Below are 17,771 nucleotides of genomic sequence, written 5' to 3' on the forward strand. Positions count from 1 at the left end.
CCAAGCTGACCGTAGCCGGCCAGCTTCACCCTTATGTGCTCGAAAGATGGTAATAATCAACGGAAATAAGTTCTTGTGTTTCCGGCTGTACAAACAATTTAATCAAAGTGTCTCTTCGCTGAAATACGAGCCCGTCCTCAGCAACGAAATCCGGTTCACCTAGGAATTGTTTCAGCTCCGATACCGTTAATGGAATCTGTTGATCATTGATTTGGATATGCCCGACTGTCGCCGATACTTGGACGAAGGACACGACATCTTCATAGAAGCCTACATTAAAATTCGGGTACTGGTAGATCGTTTCTCCGATGAATTGGGGATCTTCGACAATGGTGGAGGGAGGTCCCTTCTTGGCCGTTACGTCCGCTGTGTTATCCTCCAGAGAAATTCCCTCCAAACTGAACAGCGTTGCAGCCGCAGAACTGACATTGGTCATTGCCATTGGATTAACAGCAGCTTCGCCGGCATCCTCTTGGGCCACAAGAAGAGGAGGAGGATCGAGCTGTATCAACGCGGCGTCCGAGCTCACTGGCAGCATACTGATGACGGCTGGTGTAAGGATAACTTCCGGTTCACCGATACGTTCCGTAGTCGCCCCTTTGAGAAACAACAAAGCCGAGGTCATCGCCAGCGAGAACAAAGCTAACTTCAGAAACCGGCGTCGATAGCTTGTTACGTGTGTAAGCAGCTTGATATCGTTTTCACGAATCATTACATTCATAACGGATCCTCCTCATCACACCTCATGGATTATAAGACTCCGCTCTTCTCGGCAACGAAGGGGTGGGCATACTGTCCGCTCAACACGGCCCCTTTCTCCACAACAACCTGTTTGTCCAAAATGACCCGATCCAAATACGCGCTGGCTTCGATGATGCAATCGTGCATAATCACGCTATTTTTGACACTGGCGCCACTGCCTATCGTCACACCTGGGAAGAGAATACTGTTCTCCACATAGCCTTCAATCCGGCAGCCCGGAGCAACAAAGGAGTTGCGAACCAACGCTTGTTGATGGCAAGCCGTCTGCTGCTCTTCTTCTTTCCGCGTATACACGGATTCCTGATTAATCATGAATTGTTTCCAACCCTGCGGCTGCAGAAGATGCATGCTGTGAGCATAATAGCTATCGATTGAATCCATAATCGCGATATAGCCATGATTGGCAAAGCCTTGCACATGAATATCGGCCAAATGCGCCCAAATGACATTTTTCAAATAAATCTCGCTGCCGCTTTTCATGCTTTTCTCAATGAGATCAATTAACAATCGGCGCTCGATCACCATCGTATCCAAATCGATATTCTGCGGGGCTAGACTCGGCAGCGCATGGTAGGTTGGCGAGGCGCTGACGACACGGCCATGATCATTCATCTCCAAATTATACGCATGTCCGATATGCGCGTGACGATCGATCTCGGTTAAATGTTTGTAGAGGACGGTAATTTCTGCCCCGCTGCTGAGGTGATAATCAACCATATTCTCGAAATTGGAACGGTAGATCACACTGCTCGGCGCAAGCAGAATGTACGTTTCCTGGCAAGATTTCAGATAATCCAAATGGCTGTACAGATGGAGAAGATCCCCATGTTCCAGCGTACGGAAGTTGTCCGCTGTATCGATGCGCAAAGCAACCGGAGCAAGGACCGAAACCCCGCCCTCCAGCGAGGCATCCAGCCCCCAATCCTGTCCGTCGCCAACGTGCTCCAGCAGTGATTCTGCCTTCTCGTTGGCGAGCACCACAACTTTCTGAATACCCGAGTTGCTCATATTGGAAAGCGCAAAGTCAACCAAGCGGTACTTTCCGGCGAAAGGCACAGCCGCCACACAGCGGTTGCGGGTAAGCGTCGACAAATCATCCTGTTCATCCATCAGATTAATCATACCAAGAACGTCTTTCATGATTTCTCCTCCTTTTAGCCAAAATTCACACGAGTACCTGTCAGCGCTGCTGGAATCGATGCTGGGTAATGACGTCCAATGATGGCCTTTTCTCCAATCACCGTCAGCTCCGATCCACCGGGTTTCCCGACAATCGCGCCATCTTTGATAATGGTTCCTTCGCCGACAATCGCGTTGAGGACAAGCGCATTTTTGCCGATCTGCACGCCCGGCATAATAACACTGTTTAACACCCGGCTATTGTCTCCGACTCTGACGCCATCGAACAGCACGGAATGACTCACATTGCCGTAAATATCCGTGCCGTCGCCGATTACCGCATTATTCACCCTAGCGCTAAGCGCCACGAAGCTTTTGCCATAATTGCGTTCCTTGGTATAGACAGGCCACTTCTCATGATCCAATTGCAGTGTCGGCGTGTAACCGAGTAAGTCCATATGCGATTCCCAGAGGCTTTCAATCGTGCCGACATCCTTCCAATAGCCTTCGAACGGATACGCTGACAAATAAGCGCCCGCTTCCAATAGTCCAGGAATAATATCTTTGCCAAAATCATGGCTGGAAGAGTCATCCATCGCATCGATCTCTAACGTGGAGCGCAGCACATCCCAATTAAAGATATAAATCCCCATGGAGGCCAAATTGCTGGTTGGCTTAGCTGGCTTCTCGGCAAATCCGGTCACTCGGTGCGATTCATCCGTGCTCATAATTCCGAAGCGGCTGGCTTCCTCCCATTTCACAGGAATAACCGATAACGTTGCATCCGCGCCAGAAGCTTTATGATGCTCCAGCATCGCATTGTAGTCCATATTGTAAATGTGGTCACCGGATATCACTAACACATAGCTGGGGTTATGCTTACGCAGATAGGATAAGTTCTGGTAAATCGCATCAGCCGTGCCTGAATAGGCATTCGGAGCACCAATTTGTCTTTCCAGCAAGGTGACGCCGCCCGCATCGCCATCCATGCCCCAAGCTTCGCCATTGCCGATATGCGCATGCAAAACAGCAGGCTTATACTGCGTCAGCACCCCAACCGTATGAATGCCGGAATTGCGGCAATTGCTCAATGTAAAATCAATGATTCTATATTTTCCGCCAAAATGAACGGCTGGCTTAGCTATATTTTTCGTTAACGGACTCAGTCTAGTCCCTTCTCCTCCAGCCAATAACATGGCTACACATTCTTGCTTCTTCATCCTGATCTCATCCTTCCTGTGGGATATATTTCACTGCAACTGCTGCAAGTGGCGGTATATTCAACATAATGCTATAAGAGCGACCCTGACAGGCGTTTTCTTCGCTAAGCAGCGTGGTATCGTTTACTACGCCTGACCCGCCGTACTCCGCTTTATCACTGTTAAACACTTCTTGATAGCTGCCTGGCTTCATAACCCCCAAACGGTAACCCTCGTGCTTCTCCGTTTTAAAATTACAGATCATAATGAGATGCTCATCCTCGTTTTCTGCTTTCCGAATGAACATCACTAGACCGTCGCTTTTATCTTCTTCTCCAATCGGTTCGAAACCGCTGGCGTCGTGATCGAGCTCCCAGAGCGCTTTTTCCCCCACATAGAAATGGTTCATATGCGTGACGAAGCTGGCGAACTGCTGATGCTCCTCAAACGCAAGCAAGTTCCACGGCAGTGCACTTTCTGAATTCCAATCATCCATCTGGCCGAATTCATTGCCCATGAACAGCAATTTTTTACCGGGATGACCGATCATATAGGCGTAGAGAACACGCAGATTGGCGAAACGTTGCCAGTTGTCATCTCCTGACATTTTACCCAGAAGCGACTTGGTGTCATGAACCACTTCATCATGGGCATACGGAAGTATGTAATTCTCATCCCAAGCACCGAGCAAGGAATTCGTCAATTGGTCTTCCGCTTCACAGCGCTCTGCTTGATTCTTCTTCATATATTCGAGCGTGTTCCACGTAAAACCTAAGTTCCATTTATAATTAAAACCAAGTCCGCCATGCTCAACCGAAGCGGTTACCCCCGGATATGAGCTGGAATCCTCTGCCATCATCAAAGCATTGGGATAACGGGAGAACACAACCGCATTCAGCTTCTGAAGAAAAGCGATCCCTTCCAAATTCTCGTCGCCGCCGAATTCATTCGTAATCCGATCCTCTTCTTCACGGTCAAAGTTCAACGTCAAAATACTATAAACCGCATCCACCCTCAAACCGTCAATGTGGTAAACATCCATCCAGAACAACGCATTGGAAATCAAGAAGCTAAGCACTTCCGGCTTCCCATAATCAAAGATTTGCGTCCCCCAAGTGGGATTCTCCCCTTTGCGGCTGTCTGCATACTCATACAGCGGGGTCCCATCGAATCGGGTTAAGCCATGAGCATCCTTGCAAAAGTGGGCAGGCACCCAGTCCATAATGACGCCGATGCCTTTCTGGTGACAGCGATCGACGAATTGCATGAAATCCTTGGGTGACCCGAATCGACTCGTGACGGAGAAGTAACTGGTCACCTGATAGCCCCAGGAAGCATCCAGCGGATGTTCCTCAAGCGGCATCAACTCGATGTGCGTGTACCCCCGCTCAAGAACATAATCAACCAACTCGTCCGCCAACTCCAGGTAGGTGTAGAAGCTTCCGTCTTCCTTGCGTTTCCAGCTTCCCAGATGCACCTCATAAATCAATAGCGGCTGCTGTAGAAATTGATTCGAGGTTTTTGTTGCCAGCCACTCCTCATCCTGCCATTCATATCCTTCCAAAGAAGTTACAATGGATGCCGTTCCAGGACGAAGTTCCGTATGAAAGGCGTACGGATCTGACTTCAAGTAACATTCGTCATCCAGCGTGACGATCTCGTATTTATACAAAGTTCCTTCTTCCAGCTCAGGAACGAAAAGCGTCCATACCCCGCCTGACATCGACATCTTATGGTTGCTGCCGTCCCAACCATTGAAGCTGCCCGATACATTCACTTGCTTGGCATTGGGTGCCCACACAGCGAAGTTAATTCCCTTAACCGAATCTCGTTCTTCCACATGTGAACCTAGAAATTGATAGCTTTGATACTGTGTACCCTCGTGTAGTAAGTATAAAGCGTCTGTCGTAGGGGCCGATACCATCGTCATCCCTATTCCTCCCATCCTGATTGGATTGATATTCCTTATTACACGTCTTTGTGCTTATTGAAACAAAAAACGCACAAGTTTTATTCCCGATTGGGATAAACTAGTGCGTTATCGATTGTAACTAATTAGGTGGAGAATTTATTAGGTCGCTGTGATCATCACCAAGCACATATCGTCCTGGGGAGAACCGCTTTTGGTATAAGGATAAATGCGTTCAATGATGCCCTCAGGATCGTGCGTTTGCATCGACTGAAAGCTGCGTTGAATTTTATTGATGCCTTCCTCCAGCTCATCGTCAAGCCATTCCGAAAGACCGTCGGTGAACAAGACAATCCGTGCATCTTTCTTATAGGGAATAACCCCTTTGGTAATCTCAATTCCCTCGAAAAATCCGATGGCACAACAGCCTTCCGTCAGCAGCTTGACCTCGCCATCCAGAATAGCGATTCCTGTTGGATGTCCGGCATTCACATATTCGATCGTGCGCTTCTCCGTATCCAACACCAAATAAATCGACGTAAAGTAATAATTGATAAGATTATCCGCTTTATGCAGTTGATTCATCCGGCAGTTTAACTCGCGAATCACACCCTCCGGATCACAAATGTTCGTAATCGTATCCTTCAAGGCCGAGTAGATATACATACAAACCAGTGACGAGGAAATACCATGACCCATCATATCCAGCAAAATAATACCATACCGGTTCGGCCCAATCGGGTACCACGCATAGAAATCACCCGCAAGCTCTGAAGAAGGCTTGTATACCGCTGAGATGTTAATATGCTCATCCTGGATAGGGCTGCTTAGTACGCTGCGCTGCACTTGTTTGGCCAGATCCAGCTCATACTTAATCCGCTTATCCCGTTCCTTATGCCAGTCCTTCTCGAACTTGAGACGCAGTGTGGAGCGAATGCGAGCCAGCAGCTCTACCTTGTTAATCGGCTTCATCACATAGTCGAGCGCCCCGGCGTCCAGAGCTTCCGCTAATTTATTCGAATCTCCCATCGCTGTTACGAAAATAATCGGGATATCTCGAAACCGTTCATCCGCTTGTACCGTGCGGCACGCTTCTACCCCATCAATTTCCGGCATCATCATATCCATCAAAATCAAATCTACGGATACCTCCGAGGTGCTGGGGGAATTCATTTCTAATAAGTGATATAGCTCTTTGGCAGAAGACACCATCATGAGATCGGTATACCCGGCTTTAAGCAGAATTTTTTCAATGATAAGTAAATTCGTCGCGTTATCGTCAACAATCACAATGCTCATAGCTCTAACCCCTTTTCGGGTAAAAGTTAACAAAAACCCTCACCGTAGTTTAACATACTTTAAATGTAAATATCGCTAGAGTTCTTCTATCTACTACCCGAATTTGAAAAATTCAATCAGAATTCGATCAACTTTTGGGTGTTAATATAATGTAAGGGAATTTAAATTAAATTTTTCCTGTTTCAAATGGGGGAAAGACGGTTACTTTCTACCAAGAGGCAAAACAACCAAAAACCCCATTTGAAGGAGAGATGACTCATGAGTGAAACAGTCGCAACAAATAAAGGCGGACTATTGTTAGGTTTAGTAATCGGTGGAGCAGTAGGTGCTGTAGCTTCCCTGTTGCTCGCCCCTAAAGCGGGGTCGGAATTACGTGAAGACCTTTCCAATACGTATCGTACGTTAAACGATAAAACAAGTAAACTAGCTTCGACAGTTGGTCAAAAAACCCAGGAAATCGTCTCCAGCGTATGCGAGACTACCCAAGATATCGCTGCTGCGGCTAGCGGCACAGCCAAAGATATCTTTTCCACCGTGAGCGAAAAGTCACAGGAAATCGGCAAACAAGCCTCTGATGTGATCGATAAAGTTAAAGAAAGCAAAGACATGGTAGCGGAGTCCTTGCAGTCTGCCACGTCCACAAACAACAACCGCCATTAAAAGCCCTGACTCGGGCTGGTAGGACGAATTTTTTTGGCCGCAGGCCCGAAAGGAGTGTTAGGCAATATGGATAAAAACAACATGCATCAGCAATTAACCAATATGGGACTCGAACGTGTGGCATATACGGAGAAATCCGTGTATCAAATCAACATCAAACATGAACCCACATCCGTTTCCTATCCCCTGACGTTAACTACACTGACGACAGAACATGGCAATACGACCGTCCATTTCCACGAAGCTGACTTTCAAGAGAACGAATTCGTTCCTCTCGAAGTCCGCCGAACAGCTCTGGACAAGCTCATTGAGCTTGAGCGCTTATGCAACGGCTCTTCCAGCAAATCGCTGGAAGAGGCCAACAACAGCTCCATGGCTCAGGACATGGCTGAGATCAAGAAGCTGGGCAACGAGATGAAGCACATGAAAACGAACAGTGAGCTGCTTGAGCAGAACATGATCCCCGATCCGATTCAGTAGCGGACGAGGTTAGAAACCTTCAAATCCACTTATGTGGAGTTGGAGGTTTCTGGCCGTTGGCGGTGGAGCGTGAGATGGGCCGCTGCCCCAAAAAATCAAGACAAAATAGAGGCTGCTCTCTAGGTTTGCAACCTTTTGAGTCAGCCTCGTTTGTATAACAGATTACGGCGTCTTAGGATGCACCATATCCTCTGGACGGACATAGCTGTCAAACTGCTCAGCGGTCAAGTAGCCGCTGCGCAGGGCTGACTCCTTCAGTGTCAGCCCTTCCTTATGGGCTTGCTTCGCAATGCTGGCCGCTTTCTCATACCCGATGTACGGGTTGAGGGCTGTTACCAGCATGAGCGATTGTTCCAGATTGCGCTGAATGACAGCGCGATTCGGTTCCATGCCTGCGAGGCAGTGATCGTTGAACGAGCGCATGCTATCCGCCAACAGCCGCACCGACTGCAGGAAGTTGTGAATAATGACGGGCTTGAACACATTCAGCTCGAAGTTGCCCTGGCTGGCGGCGAAGCCGATGGCCGCATCGTTGCCCATCACCTGGCACACGACCATCGTCATCGCTTCGCTCTGCGTGGGGTTGACCTTGCCCGGCATGATCGAGCTGCCGGGCTCGTTCTCCGGAATCGTGATCTCCCCGATTCCGCAGCGGGGACCGCTCGATAGCCAGCGCACATCGTTGGCTATCTTCATTAAATTCGCCGCCAGCGCCTTCAGCGCGCCGTGGGCGTAAACGATCTGATCATGGCTGGTCAGCGCATGAAACTTGTTCTCCGCGGAGACGAAGCGCGTGCCCGTCTCGCGAGTCAAGGCTTCGGCCACACGCGCGCCGAATTCAGGATGCGCGTTCAGCCCTGTGCCGACCGCGGTGCCGCCAATAGCCAGCTCGCGCATCGTGTCGACGCTGCTGCGCACCATGCGCGCGGCCTGCTGGAGCATGGCCCACCAGCCGCTTATCTCCTGCCCCAGCGTCAGCGGGGTGGCGTCCTGCAGGTGGGTGCGGCCGATCTTGACGATGGAGGCATAGGCCTCCATCTTGCTGTGCAGAGTCGCCTGCATAAGCTCCAGCGCTGGCAGCAGCTCTTGCTCTACCGCGATGACGCCGGCGACATGCATCGCGGTCGGGAACGTATCGTTCGAGCTTTGCGAACGATTCACATCATCGTTCGGATGAATACGCTGAGCGCCTTCCCCTGCAAGCAGTTCACTTGCTCGGTGAGCGATCACCTCGTTCACGTTCATATTCGACTGCGTACCGCTGCCCGTCTGCCAGACTACAAGCGGGAACTCGTCGTTCCAGCGTCCCTGCACGATTTCATCAGCCGCCTGGGCAATCGCCTCGGCTTTCTGTGGCGTTAACCCGCCAAGCTCGCGATTTACCTGCGCAGCAGCCTTTTTCAACAGCGCAAAAGCACTAATCAACCGCTCCGGCATCCGCTCCGTGCCGATTTTGAAATTCTCAAAGCTGCGCTGCGTTTGTGCCCCCCACAACTTATCCACAGGCACTCTGATTTCCCCCATCGTATCCTTTTCAATCCGATATTCTTGCGTCACCTGAACCGCCTCCTTTAGCTTCGTCATGCTGGCATAACCCAACAGAATAAGGTAACCAGCTTGCTGATATCGTCAAACACATAAGTCTTATTTTGCCCAAAACATGGAACACTATGAGCTACGGACTGGTTTTCTCCTTCAGCAACAAGCTATAATTAACAAAAAACACCCGCATAAGCAGGCGCTAGTGAATCAAAGGAGGACACCCCTTGGAAACCCGACTAGAAATTGTCGTCCGATCGACGGAAATCGATGTGAATGGTCACGTCAACAACGCCAAATATTTGGAATACCTCGAATGGGGCCGTGAGGAATGGTACGAGCAAGCGGAGCTATTCTATGATACTTTTGGCGCGATGGGCATTCAAACCGTAACGGTGAACATTAACATTAACTACAAAAAAGAATGCAAACAAGGAGACGATCTGACCATCACCTGCCGTCCTGAAAAAATGGGACGTTCCAGCTATGTGCTGAAACAAGAAATTATCAATAAGCAAGGCGACTTATGTGCAGATGCCCTTGTCACAAGTGTAACGATGGACAGCGCAACACGCAAAAGCGTGGAAGCTCCCGAAGCTTTGCGGAAACATTTTAGCTAACGTTTAATTCAGCGCCTCTGTGGATAATTTTTGTCCGAGCGGTGTTGGCAGTCCATCCATACTGATCATGTTTTTCTGCTGCCAATAGTCATTTAAACCTTGCTCGCCTTGGTGGGCAGCCCACTTCTGCAGCGTGTGACGCTCTCCCTCATAATTGTAAAAAGGAACGCTATAGCCGCAAGATGTCTTGACTTCATGAACATCCACGACGATAATCTGACGCGCTCCCGGCAGCAGAGTGAACCTTGGGACGAGAGTATCCCACTCCTGCGTACCGGGCAGCACAACACGGCCGACCCCGTACAACCGCAGAATCATCGGCGGCCCCTCGAATGCCATGAACATCACCGTAATGCGCCCATTCTCTTCAAGATGCGCACTCGTCTCATTGCCGCTCCCTGTCAAATCCAGATAAGCCACTTCGTTGGTCGATAAAATTCGCAAGACATCATGGCCCTTGGGCGATAGATTCACATGTCCATCCCCCGCTAACGGGGCTGACCCCACGAAGAAAATGTGCTGCTTGCCAATGAACTGTTCATGCTCCGGCAATAACGCCTCGAACGATTTCCCCATTGTCTCTTCGCCTCCATTTCCCAATATCTTCTATTATGCTCCTCGACGCACTATTTGTGAAATACCTAAATAGACATTGCTTTATAGTATTTACCTATAGAGAAGATCCGCTGCATTACTTTTGCAAATCCTCTGCATACTTCCAGGCCATTCGAGGCATACTTAGTTAGTTGAAACCTAGAGGAGGTGACCTAACATGCCAACAAACAACAGTGATGATGTGGTGAGTCATGCCATTAATGCCGCTGAGGCGAATGCGGAAGACGGCCAATCCAAGCAACAAGTAGAGGAATTAAGCTCTCTTCTGCAAAATACGACGACAAACTCCACTGCCGATGAAGATTCATCCGAGCAGCAATCGTAATTTGATCTTATTTTCGCGAGCTAGCGCAGATGAGCTTTTCCAGATGGTCTTTAGAGACCTTGGGAAAGCTCTTTTTAGTTTGTTCCATTATTTGCCTAATTTAGATATATCGAATAAGCTTTTACTGAAGGGAGGCGATTTCTATTGTTTATTAACCCCTATAAAAACCGCACGCGTGCAAGCCTTTATTTTGAAATTCCTTTAACATTAGGCGTTATCATTTATGGGATTATAGCTCTTACTGGTTCAAGCGACTTTAACATTTCAATTTACATGTTATTGCTATCCACTGTTTTCCTAATAAGAAGCTTTGATAAAAAAGCCAATCTGCTCAGTTTTTCGATCTTATTGATAGGTGCAATCATCATCTTCCTAAAATCCTAACTTCAATAAATAAATAAAAGCTCCAAAAGACTCTTATTCGGGGCAAAACGTCCCTTTCTGGCCCGATAGAAGTCTTCAGAGACTCTTATTCCGAAAAGCGGCTGCTTTTTCCTCATTTCTAACGCAAATAACAGTCCCAAGAGACTCCTATTCTGGTCAAATCGTCCCTTTCAAACCTAATAAGAGACGTCAAAGACTCTTATTCGGTTGACCAGTAGGCCCCTACTCAAAAAACGCCCCCGTCAGCCATGAACAAAACGCCCATCCGCTGAATAACATATAGTAAAAACACAAGGATGGTCGAAGAAAATGGACGGACTGGATCAACCCGTTAGTATACAAACGAATCAGGTGCTGCGTAATCAATTAAAGCTGCTCTACCCTTCAGTTATCCACCATACGCCTTATACATCCCAGCATGCCATGAATACCGCGATAGTCAACGCGGTCAATAAGCAACTGAGCGACCAAGGCTACCCCAAGAATCCACTGGCTGATGTCACAGCTTACTATGAGATCAAAACCAATGAGCGCAATGTGCTCAGTCTGACGCTATGGAATTATACGTTCTCGGGCGGGGCCCATGGGCTTACGATTCAGAATGCGTTGACTTTCAGTACGGAAACTGGCAAATCTTACGCCCTCAAAGATCTATTTAAACCAGGCAGCGACTATGTCGGCAAGTTAAGCGCGTTGATTCAAGCCGAGCTCAAAACACGAGACATCCCGTTGTTGGTCGATTTTAAGACGATTCGTCCAGATCAAGATTTCTATATTGCCGATAAATCGCTAGTCATTTATTTCCAAGTCTATGAGCTGGCAGCTTATGTATATGGTTTTCTTTATTTTCCTATTTCTGTGTACGCTCTACAGGATATTATTGCGGAAGAAGGGCCACTGGGCATAATGCTGTACTAAGACACTAAACACAGACAATAATTTGTCTGCTGAAATTGCTTTTTTGCACGATACAGCGTTCATCGATACGGAAACCCGCCTGCTCGATGAGCGCATCAATCTGCTCTGTCGTGATAATAACCGCGCGCCAGGCGACGCGGCGTGCGGCCCTAAGCATGTCCAACTGCTCATCTTCGGGCAGCTTGGAGCAAAGATTGTAGGGCATGTCCAGAATGAGGGCGTCGTAACGCGCCTCATCTCCCGCTGCCAGACCCAGCGTTCGCATGTCGGCAATACGCACCACATCCGGCATGTCGAAATGGGTGAGATTCACCCGCGCGCCGCGCACAGCCAGCGGGTTCATGTCCGTGCCCACGATGTCGATGCCCATCGACATCGCCTCAATCAGCACCGTGCCGATGCCGCAGCACGGGTCAATGACTTTGGCGCCCGCTATATCGGGCACGGCAATGTTCACCACCGCCCGCGCTACGCGCGTGTTCAGGGCGGTGGAGTAGTTCTGCGGCTTCTGCTGATGCTGAAGCCACACGGCTTCGCCGTAGCTGCATTCGCCGAACACCCACCGGCTTCCCAGCTCCGTGACGGCGAACCACATCTCCGGCCGTTCCAGCTCCGCTTTGCCGCGGAGATGCCGGCCTATTTCGCGTGCAACTTCGCGCTGGCGGTCCGTGCGGACCACAGCTTCCGTTTCCGCGAACACAACCTTGAACGTTGCCTCCCGCGGCGCCAACGTCCCCACCTGCGAGGCCAGTTCCGGCAAACTGCCGGCCTCGACCAGAACGTCCAGCCGCAGCTTCAGGAACGGGCTGCGGCTCGGTTCAACCTTACGCGCGCTAACTGCGTAGCGCGCACCAAACAAAGCATCTGCGCCCAGTAAACTGCGCAGCTCCAGCAGACAAAGCGCCTGCTCATCTTCATGGCAGGCAAAGGTATAGATATATTTCATGTTGCATCCCTCATTTAACGTGTGACTTTCTATTTCGTTGTGTTAGCAGTTGTTCCGCTCTTCGCAAACTGCTGGATCAACTGCTTCATAAAGGTATCCGTCGTCTTGCACACATGCATGTCTTTGCGATAGACAATCCCCACATCCTTCTGCGGAATAGGATCAACAATCGGAATGCTGCTAATATCCTTGCTGCTGCGAATGCTGTCCACATACGAGCCAGGCAATATGACGCCCACCACATTCTGTTTCGCCATCTGAAGCAGCGACTCCAACGTCGACAGTTCCAGTGTTGGCTTCCACTCAAATCCATGCTTCTTGCAGCATTCATCCATCATTTGCCGCACATAAAACTTACCTGGCATCATCGCTACTGGAAGTTGTACGAGCTCGGCTAACGGGATCGTATCCGACTGTGCCAGCGAGTGCTTGCTCGACACCACAAATTGCAGCTCCTCGTTATACAAAGGAATACTCGCTAGCTGCTCGTCCTCATCAGGCAGGAAAACAACGCCAATATCCAGTTGATTATTCAGCAGCCCCTCTTTGGTCTCCTCGGTGGCAAGTTCTGTTACCGATAGCTCAATTTTGGGATACTGCGCATGAAAAGCCATAATCGTCGCCGTCAGCAAATGATTACCGGAACAGCCGATGCGCAGCTTTCCCCGCTGCATGCCTTGGATTTCATTCAACGCAGCTTGCGCTTGATCCAATTCATGGAAAATATTTCGGCTATGCTTGAGCAAAATTTCTCCGGCCTCGGTGATATAAACTTTCTTGCCGATCCGCTGAAAAAGAGGCGAACCTACGCGATGCTCGATCAAGCGTATCTGTTGGCTGAGCGTAGGTTGGCTGATCCCTAACTTTTCGGCTGCACGGGTGAAATGCAATTCTTCGCAAACCGCCATAAAATATTCCAATAATCGATACTCCATCGTTGCCACCACCGATCATAGCTATTACCTATGATGGTAATTGATAATTCGGAATTGATCAATGATTGATATTTATCTATAGTAGAAGGAATACACTCATGGGAACGAAAGGCGGTTATTCGCGATGTATGGAACCATCAGATTCGAGCAAAATCCTCACTGTAAAACGATTCCTGGCCCAGATGAAAGCTTAGGCTTTGGGCGTTATTTTACCGATCATATGTTTATGATGGATTACGAGGAAGGTCAGGGCTGGTTGGATCCCCGGATTATCCCGTACGGTCCTTTGTCACATGATCCTGCGGCGATGGTTTTTCATTATGGGCAAGCCGTGTTCGAAGGGCTCAAAGCTTTTCGCACAAATAAAGAAGACATTGTCCTGTTCCGTCCCGACCAAAATGCCAAACGGCTTAATCGCTCTTGTGAACGCTTGAGCATGCCATCTCTGGATGAAGACTTCGTCGTCCAAGCCATTCAGAGCCTTGTACGCGTAGATGCCAACTGGGTGCCTCGCAAAGAGGGATCATCGCTGTACATTCGCCCTTTTGTTATCTCTACGGAGGCAGGTCTTGGGGTGCGTGCTTCTTCACGCTATTCCTTTATTATCATTATGTCACCTGTAGGCGCTTACTATGAAGAGGGGCTTCAGCCCGTTAATATTCTGGTGGAAGGCCATTTTGCCAGAGCTGTCCAGGGCGGTACAGGCAACGCCAAAGTTGCCGGCAATTACGCAGCCAGTCTGAATGCGCAAGCTATCGCCAAAGAAAACAACTGCGCTCAAGTCCTCTGGCTGGACGCTGTGGAGAAAAAATATTTGGAAGAAGTCGGCAGTATGAACGTCTTTTTCAAAATTAATGGAGAAATTATTACTCCCAGCCTAAGCGGCAGTATTCTGGAAGGCATCACCCGCAAGAGCATCATTCATCTGTTGAAAGATTGGGGCCTTCCTGTGAAGGAACAAAAAATCTCCATCGACGACATCGTTGAAGCCTATAAGAACGGGACACTCGAGGAAGCATTCGGTACAGGCACCGCAGCCGTCGTTTCTCCGATTGGCAGTCTGTTGTGGCAGGGAACACCGATGGTTATTAACCAAGGACACATCGGCGAGCTGGTTCATCGGTTATATGATACGATTACGGGCATTCAGTTCGGACGTATTGAGGATACACATAGCTGGTTGGTTACTTGTTAGGCATACTTTGCCACATAAAAAGCTCCAATTCCACGGCGTACGTGGAACTGGAGCTTTTTTACTCTAAGACATCACTTTCCTAAATCCACGCTGCCCTTTGTACCAACCTTCTGCTTCTCCGCCATCAGCTTGCCGTCAATATCGATAATATCCTTGCTGTTCATCACTTCATCTCCAAGCAAACTCCTCAGCTTGCTCTTCGCTTTATACTTCACATCATCGTCAATATTCTTAGCGACAGCTAGCAGCGCCAATCCAAGTGCGCTGAAGTCATCCACGTAGCCGATAACCGGCAGCAAATCCGGCACGAGATCCAGTGGAAGAATTAGATAGCCGAGCGCTCCGTAGATTTGTACTTTGGCTCTCAATGGGGTTTGGGGACTTTCTACCGCGTAAAAAAGCAGCAATCCCGTGTAAATAACCTTGCTTCCTGCTGATTTCGCGATTTTTTTGAGCTTGGACCAGAAACCGTCGGTGGAGAAATATTTTTGATATTTGGTTGTATCCATCTGCCGATCACTCCATTCATTTGGGATCCTACACTGATGATCTGCTTTCCATATATATAACCATTTTCTGAAGAACTAACCCGCTGTCCTTGTCTTTGAGAAGTCTAATTCAAATCATATACCAATTATACACCATTTGTATTTCGGGAGGTATTAGAGGTGTTGAAGGGCGGGCTAACCACTGAGGAAATCGTCTTGAAAATTATGAGCGAGGGAATGCGTGGGATACATAAGCAAGCTTGATGATCTTATTCCCCCAACAATCGCGGTATCCCGGGACAATCCCAAGCGCACAAAGAGGCTGTCCCAAAAATCAATTTAATGACTTAAGGGCAGCCTCTTGCTTTCACTATTGGATTTCGCTCCAGATAACTCAGATCAATATCGCTTACAGCACCTGATCTCCGTCATAGGTGGCGATTTTCTTGTACAGGTCCGGACGACGATCGCGGAAAATCCCCCACTCGATACGCTGGATCTCCAACTGATCGAGGTCGAATTCAGCAACCAGTACGGTTTCTTCCGTACGGCCTGCTTCTTCAATCAGGTTGCCCTGCGGGCCTGCAATGAACGAAGAACCGTAGAAGTCGATGCTGGAATCCTCATCCACTTCCTTGCCGATCCGGTTGGATGCGATAACCGGCATCAGATTGCACGCGGCATGGCCGCGCATGCACATTTGCCAGTGATCCTTGGAATCGATCGATCCATCCTGCGGTTCGGAACCGATCGCTGTCGGATAGAACAGCAGTTCAGCACCCATAAGTGCCATAACGCGGGCTGCTTCCGGGTACCACTGGTCCCAGCATACGCCTACGCCGATTTTGGCATAGCGGGTTTTCCATACTTTGAACCCGGTATCGCCGGGATTGAAATAGAACTTCTCTTCGTACCCTGGACCATCCGGGATGTGACTTTTACGATACGTGCCCATAACTTGGCCATCGGCATCAATAACAGCCAGCGAGTTGTAGCGCGCGTAATTCTTTTTCTCGTAGAAGCTGATTGGCAGAACGACCTGCAGCTCCCTGGCGATTTCACGGAAATGATTAATCGCTTTATTGGTTTCCAGCTCAGTAGCGTAGCGGTAGTAGTCCGATTTCTCTTTTTGGCAGAAATAAGGCGTTTCGAACAGCTCTTGAATCAAAATAATTTGAGCACCTTTGGCGGCTGCTTGGCGAACCAAGGCCTCGGCCTTGCGAATGTTTTCATCTATGTTATCGGAACAGCTCATTTGTGTCGCTGCTACTTTGACATTTCTCACTGAAAGTCACCTACCCTTTCTTGCTTGCTGGCATTTGCTGCGTTGTGCAGTGAACGTTGCCGCCCTCTTTGATGATGGACATACCGTTAATTGTACGGATACGGCGATCCGGGAAAGCTGCGCTTAACACGGCTTCTGCCTTGCGATCCGTCTCTTCCGCCGTTCCGCCAAACACCGGCAAAATAATGCCGCCGTTCACGAAATAAAAGTTCAAATAGCTGAGCGTCAGACGCTGCTCTTCGAAGAAGGTTAAAGGCGGCTGCTCGATTTGAATAATTTCCAAAGAGCGTCCTTTGGCATCCGTAGCTTTGCGTAAGATTTCCAAATTTTCTTGGGTGATCGCATAGTTGGCATCCGACGGATCGTTGCACACTTGCAGAATCACTTTGCCAGGAGCTGCGAAGCAAGCGATGTTATCGACGTGACCGTCAGTTTCATCCCCGTCCAACCCTTTGTTCAGCCAAATGATTTTCTCCACATTCACGAACGATTTCACCAAATTCTCGATGTCTTCGCGGCTCAGATCGGGATTGCGATTCGTGTTCAGAAGACATTCTTCCGTCGTCAGCAGCGTACCTTCTCCATCCACATGAATGGACCCGCCTTCCATGACCAGCGGAGCGTCGAAACGCTTCACACCATGATGCGCAAGGATTTGCGGAGCGACGTTGTCATCCAGATCCCAAGGCGCATATTTGCCGCCCCAAGCGTTGAACTTCCAGTTCACTGCCGCGATCTCCTGCTGCTCATTCAGCAAGAACGTTGGCCCGTTGTCTCGGAACCAAGCATCATTGTGCTCGATTTCCAGAAAATCGACGTTGCTCTCCGTAAAACGCGCTTTCACTTGCTCCACTTCCGCAGGATTCACAACCACAGTCACGGGCTCAAACTCAGCAATCGCTTTGACCAAATCCTCATAGCCCTTCGTCACAACGGCGTGATCTTCAGGGTAGACCATGGAATCTTGCACAGGCCAGGAAATGAACGTACGCTCATGGGTTGTCCATTCGGCTGGCATTTTATAGTTTACATCTGTAGGTTTCATCGTCATCCATCTCACTTTATATAAATTTGTCGGCAGACCTCGTAGACA

At 49.0% G+C, this 17,771-nt stretch carries 18 protein-coding genes; 6 read left to right on the forward strand and 12 right to left on the reverse strand.

All coding sequences use genetic code 11. The features are described 5' to 3' along the window. Positions 1 to 31: 31 nt before the first annotated feature. The 5 genes from IEY34_RS14075 to IEY34_RS14095 all read right to left on the reverse strand — a co-directional run bounded on the left by IEY34_RS14075 (position 32) and on the right by IEY34_RS14095 (position 6,288). Positions 32 to 721 carry a hypothetical protein gene (locus tag IEY34_RS14075; RefSeq protein ID WP_189012504.1) on the reverse strand — a complete coding sequence of 230 codons (690 nt, stop codon included), beginning with the start codon at positions 719 to 721 and terminating at the stop codon, positions 32 to 34. Positions 722 to 750: 29 nt separating this feature from the next. Continuing rightward, complete coding sequence (glgD, locus tag IEY34_RS14080; protein ID WP_189012505.1) at positions 751 to 1,902, reverse strand: glucose-1-phosphate adenylyltransferase subunit GlgD; 1,152 nt, start codon at positions 1,900 to 1,902, stop codon at positions 751 to 753. Between the two features lie 14 nt (positions 1,903 to 1,916). Continuing rightward, positions 1,917 to 3,101 carry a glucose-1-phosphate adenylyltransferase gene (locus IEY34_RS14085; RefSeq protein ID WP_189012506.1) on the reverse strand — a complete coding sequence of 395 codons (1,185 nt, stop codon included), beginning with the start codon at positions 3,099 to 3,101 and terminating at the stop codon, positions 1,917 to 1,919. Between the two features lie 7 nt (positions 3,102 to 3,108). Then, entirely contained in the window at positions 3,109 to 5,010 is a 1,902-nt protein-coding gene (gene glgB, locus IEY34_RS14090) for a 1,4-alpha-glucan branching protein GlgB (RefSeq protein ID WP_189012507.1), read from the reverse strand. A 141-nt stretch (positions 5,011 to 5,151) separates the two neighbouring features. After that, positions 5,152 to 6,288 carry a SpoIIE family protein phosphatase gene (locus tag IEY34_RS14095; protein ID WP_189012508.1) on the reverse strand — a complete coding sequence of 379 codons (1,137 nt, stop codon included), beginning with the start codon at positions 6,286 to 6,288 and terminating at the stop codon, positions 5,152 to 5,154. Between the two features lie 258 nt (positions 6,289 to 6,546). Here IEY34_RS14095 and IEY34_RS14100 point away from each other — a divergent pair, with 258 nt between their 5' ends. Both IEY34_RS14100 and IEY34_RS14105 read left to right on the forward strand, forming a co-directional pair. Next, complete coding sequence (locus IEY34_RS14100; protein ID WP_189012509.1) at positions 6,547 to 6,948, forward strand: YtxH domain-containing protein; 402 nt, start codon at positions 6,547 to 6,549, stop codon at positions 6,946 to 6,948. Between the two features lie 66 nt (positions 6,949 to 7,014). Next, positions 7,015 to 7,428: a hypothetical protein gene (locus IEY34_RS14105; RefSeq protein ID WP_189012585.1), complete on the forward strand. Its 414-nt coding sequence runs from the start codon at positions 7,015 to 7,017 to the stop codon at positions 7,426 to 7,428. Positions 7,429 to 7,590: 162 nt separating this feature from the next. On the opposite strand, the gene fumC is transcribed toward IEY34_RS14105, so the two are convergent. Further along, positions 7,591 to 8,985, reverse strand: a complete 1,395-nt coding sequence (gene fumC, locus IEY34_RS14110) for a class II fumarate hydratase (protein WP_268240129.1) — start codon at positions 8,983 to 8,985, stop codon at positions 7,591 to 7,593. A gap of 209 nt (positions 8,986 to 9,194) precedes the next feature. On the opposite strand from fumC, the gene IEY34_RS14115 reads away from it, so the two are divergent. After that, positions 9,195 to 9,587 (forward strand): acyl-CoA thioesterase, encoded by a 393-nt coding sequence (locus tag IEY34_RS14115; RefSeq protein ID WP_189012511.1) that lies wholly within the window; start codon positions 9,195 to 9,197, stop codon positions 9,585 to 9,587. A 3-nt stretch (positions 9,588 to 9,590) separates the two neighbouring features. Here IEY34_RS14115 and IEY34_RS14120 read toward each other — a convergent pair whose 3' ends face one another. Then, on the reverse strand, positions 9,591 to 10,163 hold the full coding sequence (locus IEY34_RS14120) for a pyridoxamine 5'-phosphate oxidase family protein (RefSeq protein WP_189012512.1): 573 nt from the start codon (positions 10,161 to 10,163) through the stop codon (positions 9,591 to 9,593). 196 nt (positions 10,164 to 10,359) lie between these two features. Here IEY34_RS14120 and IEY34_RS14125 point away from each other — a divergent pair, with 196 nt between their 5' ends. Both IEY34_RS14125 and IEY34_RS14130 read left to right on the forward strand, forming a co-directional pair. Further along, on the forward strand, positions 10,360 to 10,527 hold the full coding sequence (locus tag IEY34_RS14125; RefSeq protein ID WP_189012513.1) for a hypothetical protein: 168 nt from the start codon (positions 10,360 to 10,362) through the stop codon (positions 10,525 to 10,527). A 693-nt stretch (positions 10,528 to 11,220) separates the two neighbouring features. Next, positions 11,221 to 11,829, forward strand: coding sequence for a DUF3298 and DUF4163 domain-containing protein (locus tag IEY34_RS14130; protein WP_189012514.1), 609 nt, complete (start codon positions 11,221 to 11,223; stop codon positions 11,827 to 11,829). A 4-nt stretch (positions 11,830 to 11,833) separates the two neighbouring features. Here the strand turns inward: IEY34_RS14130 and IEY34_RS14135 are convergent, their stop codons facing one another. Next, entirely contained in the window at positions 11,834 to 12,775 is a 942-nt protein-coding gene (locus tag IEY34_RS14135; protein ID WP_189012515.1) for a TRM11 family SAM-dependent methyltransferase, read from the reverse strand. A 29-nt stretch (positions 12,776 to 12,804) separates the two neighbouring features. Continuing rightward, positions 12,805 to 13,710, reverse strand: coding sequence for a LysR family transcriptional regulator (locus IEY34_RS14140; protein ID WP_189012516.1), 906 nt, complete (start codon positions 13,708 to 13,710; stop codon positions 12,805 to 12,807). A 124-nt stretch (positions 13,711 to 13,834) separates the two neighbouring features. On the opposite strand from IEY34_RS14140, the gene IEY34_RS14145 reads away from it, so the two are divergent. After that, entirely contained in the window at positions 13,835 to 14,905 is a 1,071-nt protein-coding gene (locus tag IEY34_RS14145) for a branched-chain amino acid aminotransferase (protein WP_189012517.1), read from the forward strand. Positions 14,906 to 14,976: 71 nt separating this feature from the next. On the opposite strand, the gene IEY34_RS14150 is transcribed toward IEY34_RS14145, so the two are convergent. From IEY34_RS14150 to IEY34_RS14160, 3 genes are all read right to left on the reverse strand, one after another. Next, positions 14,977 to 15,414: a YkvA family protein gene (locus IEY34_RS14150; protein WP_189012518.1), complete on the reverse strand. Its 438-nt coding sequence runs from the start codon at positions 15,412 to 15,414 to the stop codon at positions 14,977 to 14,979. A gap of 388 nt (positions 15,415 to 15,802) precedes the next feature. Beyond that, on the reverse strand, positions 15,803 to 16,678 hold the full coding sequence (gene aguB / locus IEY34_RS14155; RefSeq protein WP_189012519.1) for an N-carbamoylputrescine amidase: 876 nt from the start codon (positions 16,676 to 16,678) through the stop codon (positions 15,803 to 15,805). A 10-nt stretch (positions 16,679 to 16,688) separates the two neighbouring features. Next, positions 16,689 to 17,723: an agmatine deiminase family protein gene (locus tag IEY34_RS14160; RefSeq protein WP_189012520.1), complete on the reverse strand. Its 1,035-nt coding sequence runs from the start codon at positions 17,721 to 17,723 to the stop codon at positions 16,689 to 16,691. Positions 17,724 to 17,771: the final 48 nt, after the last annotated feature.

The organism is Paenibacillus marchantiophytorum (genome assembly GCF_014640555.1).
Taxonomy (GTDB): Bacteria; Bacillota; Bacilli; order Paenibacillales; family NBRC-103111; genus Paenibacillus_E; species Paenibacillus_E marchantiophytorum.

Bases quoted from the DNA above. Each gene is read 5' to 3' on its own strand.
- glgD (WP_189012505.1), bottom strand. From the start codon at position 1,902: ATGAAAGACGTTCTTGGTATGATTAATCTGATGGATGAACAGGATGAT.
- IEY34_RS14120 (WP_189012512.1), bottom strand. From the start codon at position 10,163: ATGGGGAAATCGTTCGAGGCGTTATTGCCGGAGCATGAACAGTTCATT.
- IEY34_RS14130 (WP_189012514.1), top strand. From the start codon at position 11,221: ATGGACGGACTGGATCAACCCGTTAGTATACAAACGAATCAGGTGCTG.
- IEY34_RS14135 (WP_189012515.1), bottom strand. From the start codon at position 12,775: ATGAAATATATCTATACCTTTGCCTGCCATGAAGATGAGCAGGCGCTT.
- glgB (WP_189012507.1), bottom strand. From the start codon at position 5,010: ATGACGATGGTATCGGCCCCTACGACAGACGCTTTATACTTACTACAC.
- IEY34_RS14095 (WP_189012508.1), bottom strand. From the start codon at position 6,288: ATGAGCATTGTGATTGTTGACGATAACGCGACGAATTTACTTATCATT.
- IEY34_RS14145 (WP_189012517.1), top strand. From the start codon at position 13,835: ATGTATGGAACCATCAGATTCGAGCAAAATCCTCACTGTAAAACGATT.
- IEY34_RS14140 (WP_189012516.1), bottom strand. From the start codon at position 13,710: ATGGAGTATCGATTATTGGAATATTTTATGGCGGTTTGCGAAGAATTG.
- IEY34_RS14160 (WP_189012520.1), bottom strand. From the start codon at position 17,723: ATGAAACCTACAGATGTAAACTATAAAATGCCAGCCGAATGGACAACC.
- IEY34_RS14125 (WP_189012513.1), top strand. From the start codon at position 10,360: ATGCCAACAAACAACAGTGATGATGTGGTGAGTCATGCCATTAATGCC.
- IEY34_RS14085 (WP_189012506.1), bottom strand. From the start codon at position 3,101: ATGAAGAAGCAAGAATGTGTAGCCATGTTATTGGCTGGAGGAGAAGGG.
- IEY34_RS14105 (WP_189012585.1), top strand. From the start codon at position 7,015: ATGGATAAAAACAACATGCATCAGCAATTAACCAATATGGGACTCGAA.
- IEY34_RS14075 (WP_189012504.1), bottom strand. From the start codon at position 721: ATGAATGTAATGATTCGTGAAAACGATATCAAGCTGCTTACACACGTA.
- IEY34_RS14150 (WP_189012518.1), bottom strand. From the start codon at position 15,414: ATGGATACAACCAAATATCAAAAATATTTCTCCACCGACGGTTTCTGG.
- IEY34_RS14100 (WP_189012509.1), top strand. From the start codon at position 6,547: ATGAGTGAAACAGTCGCAACAAATAAAGGCGGACTATTGTTAGGTTTA.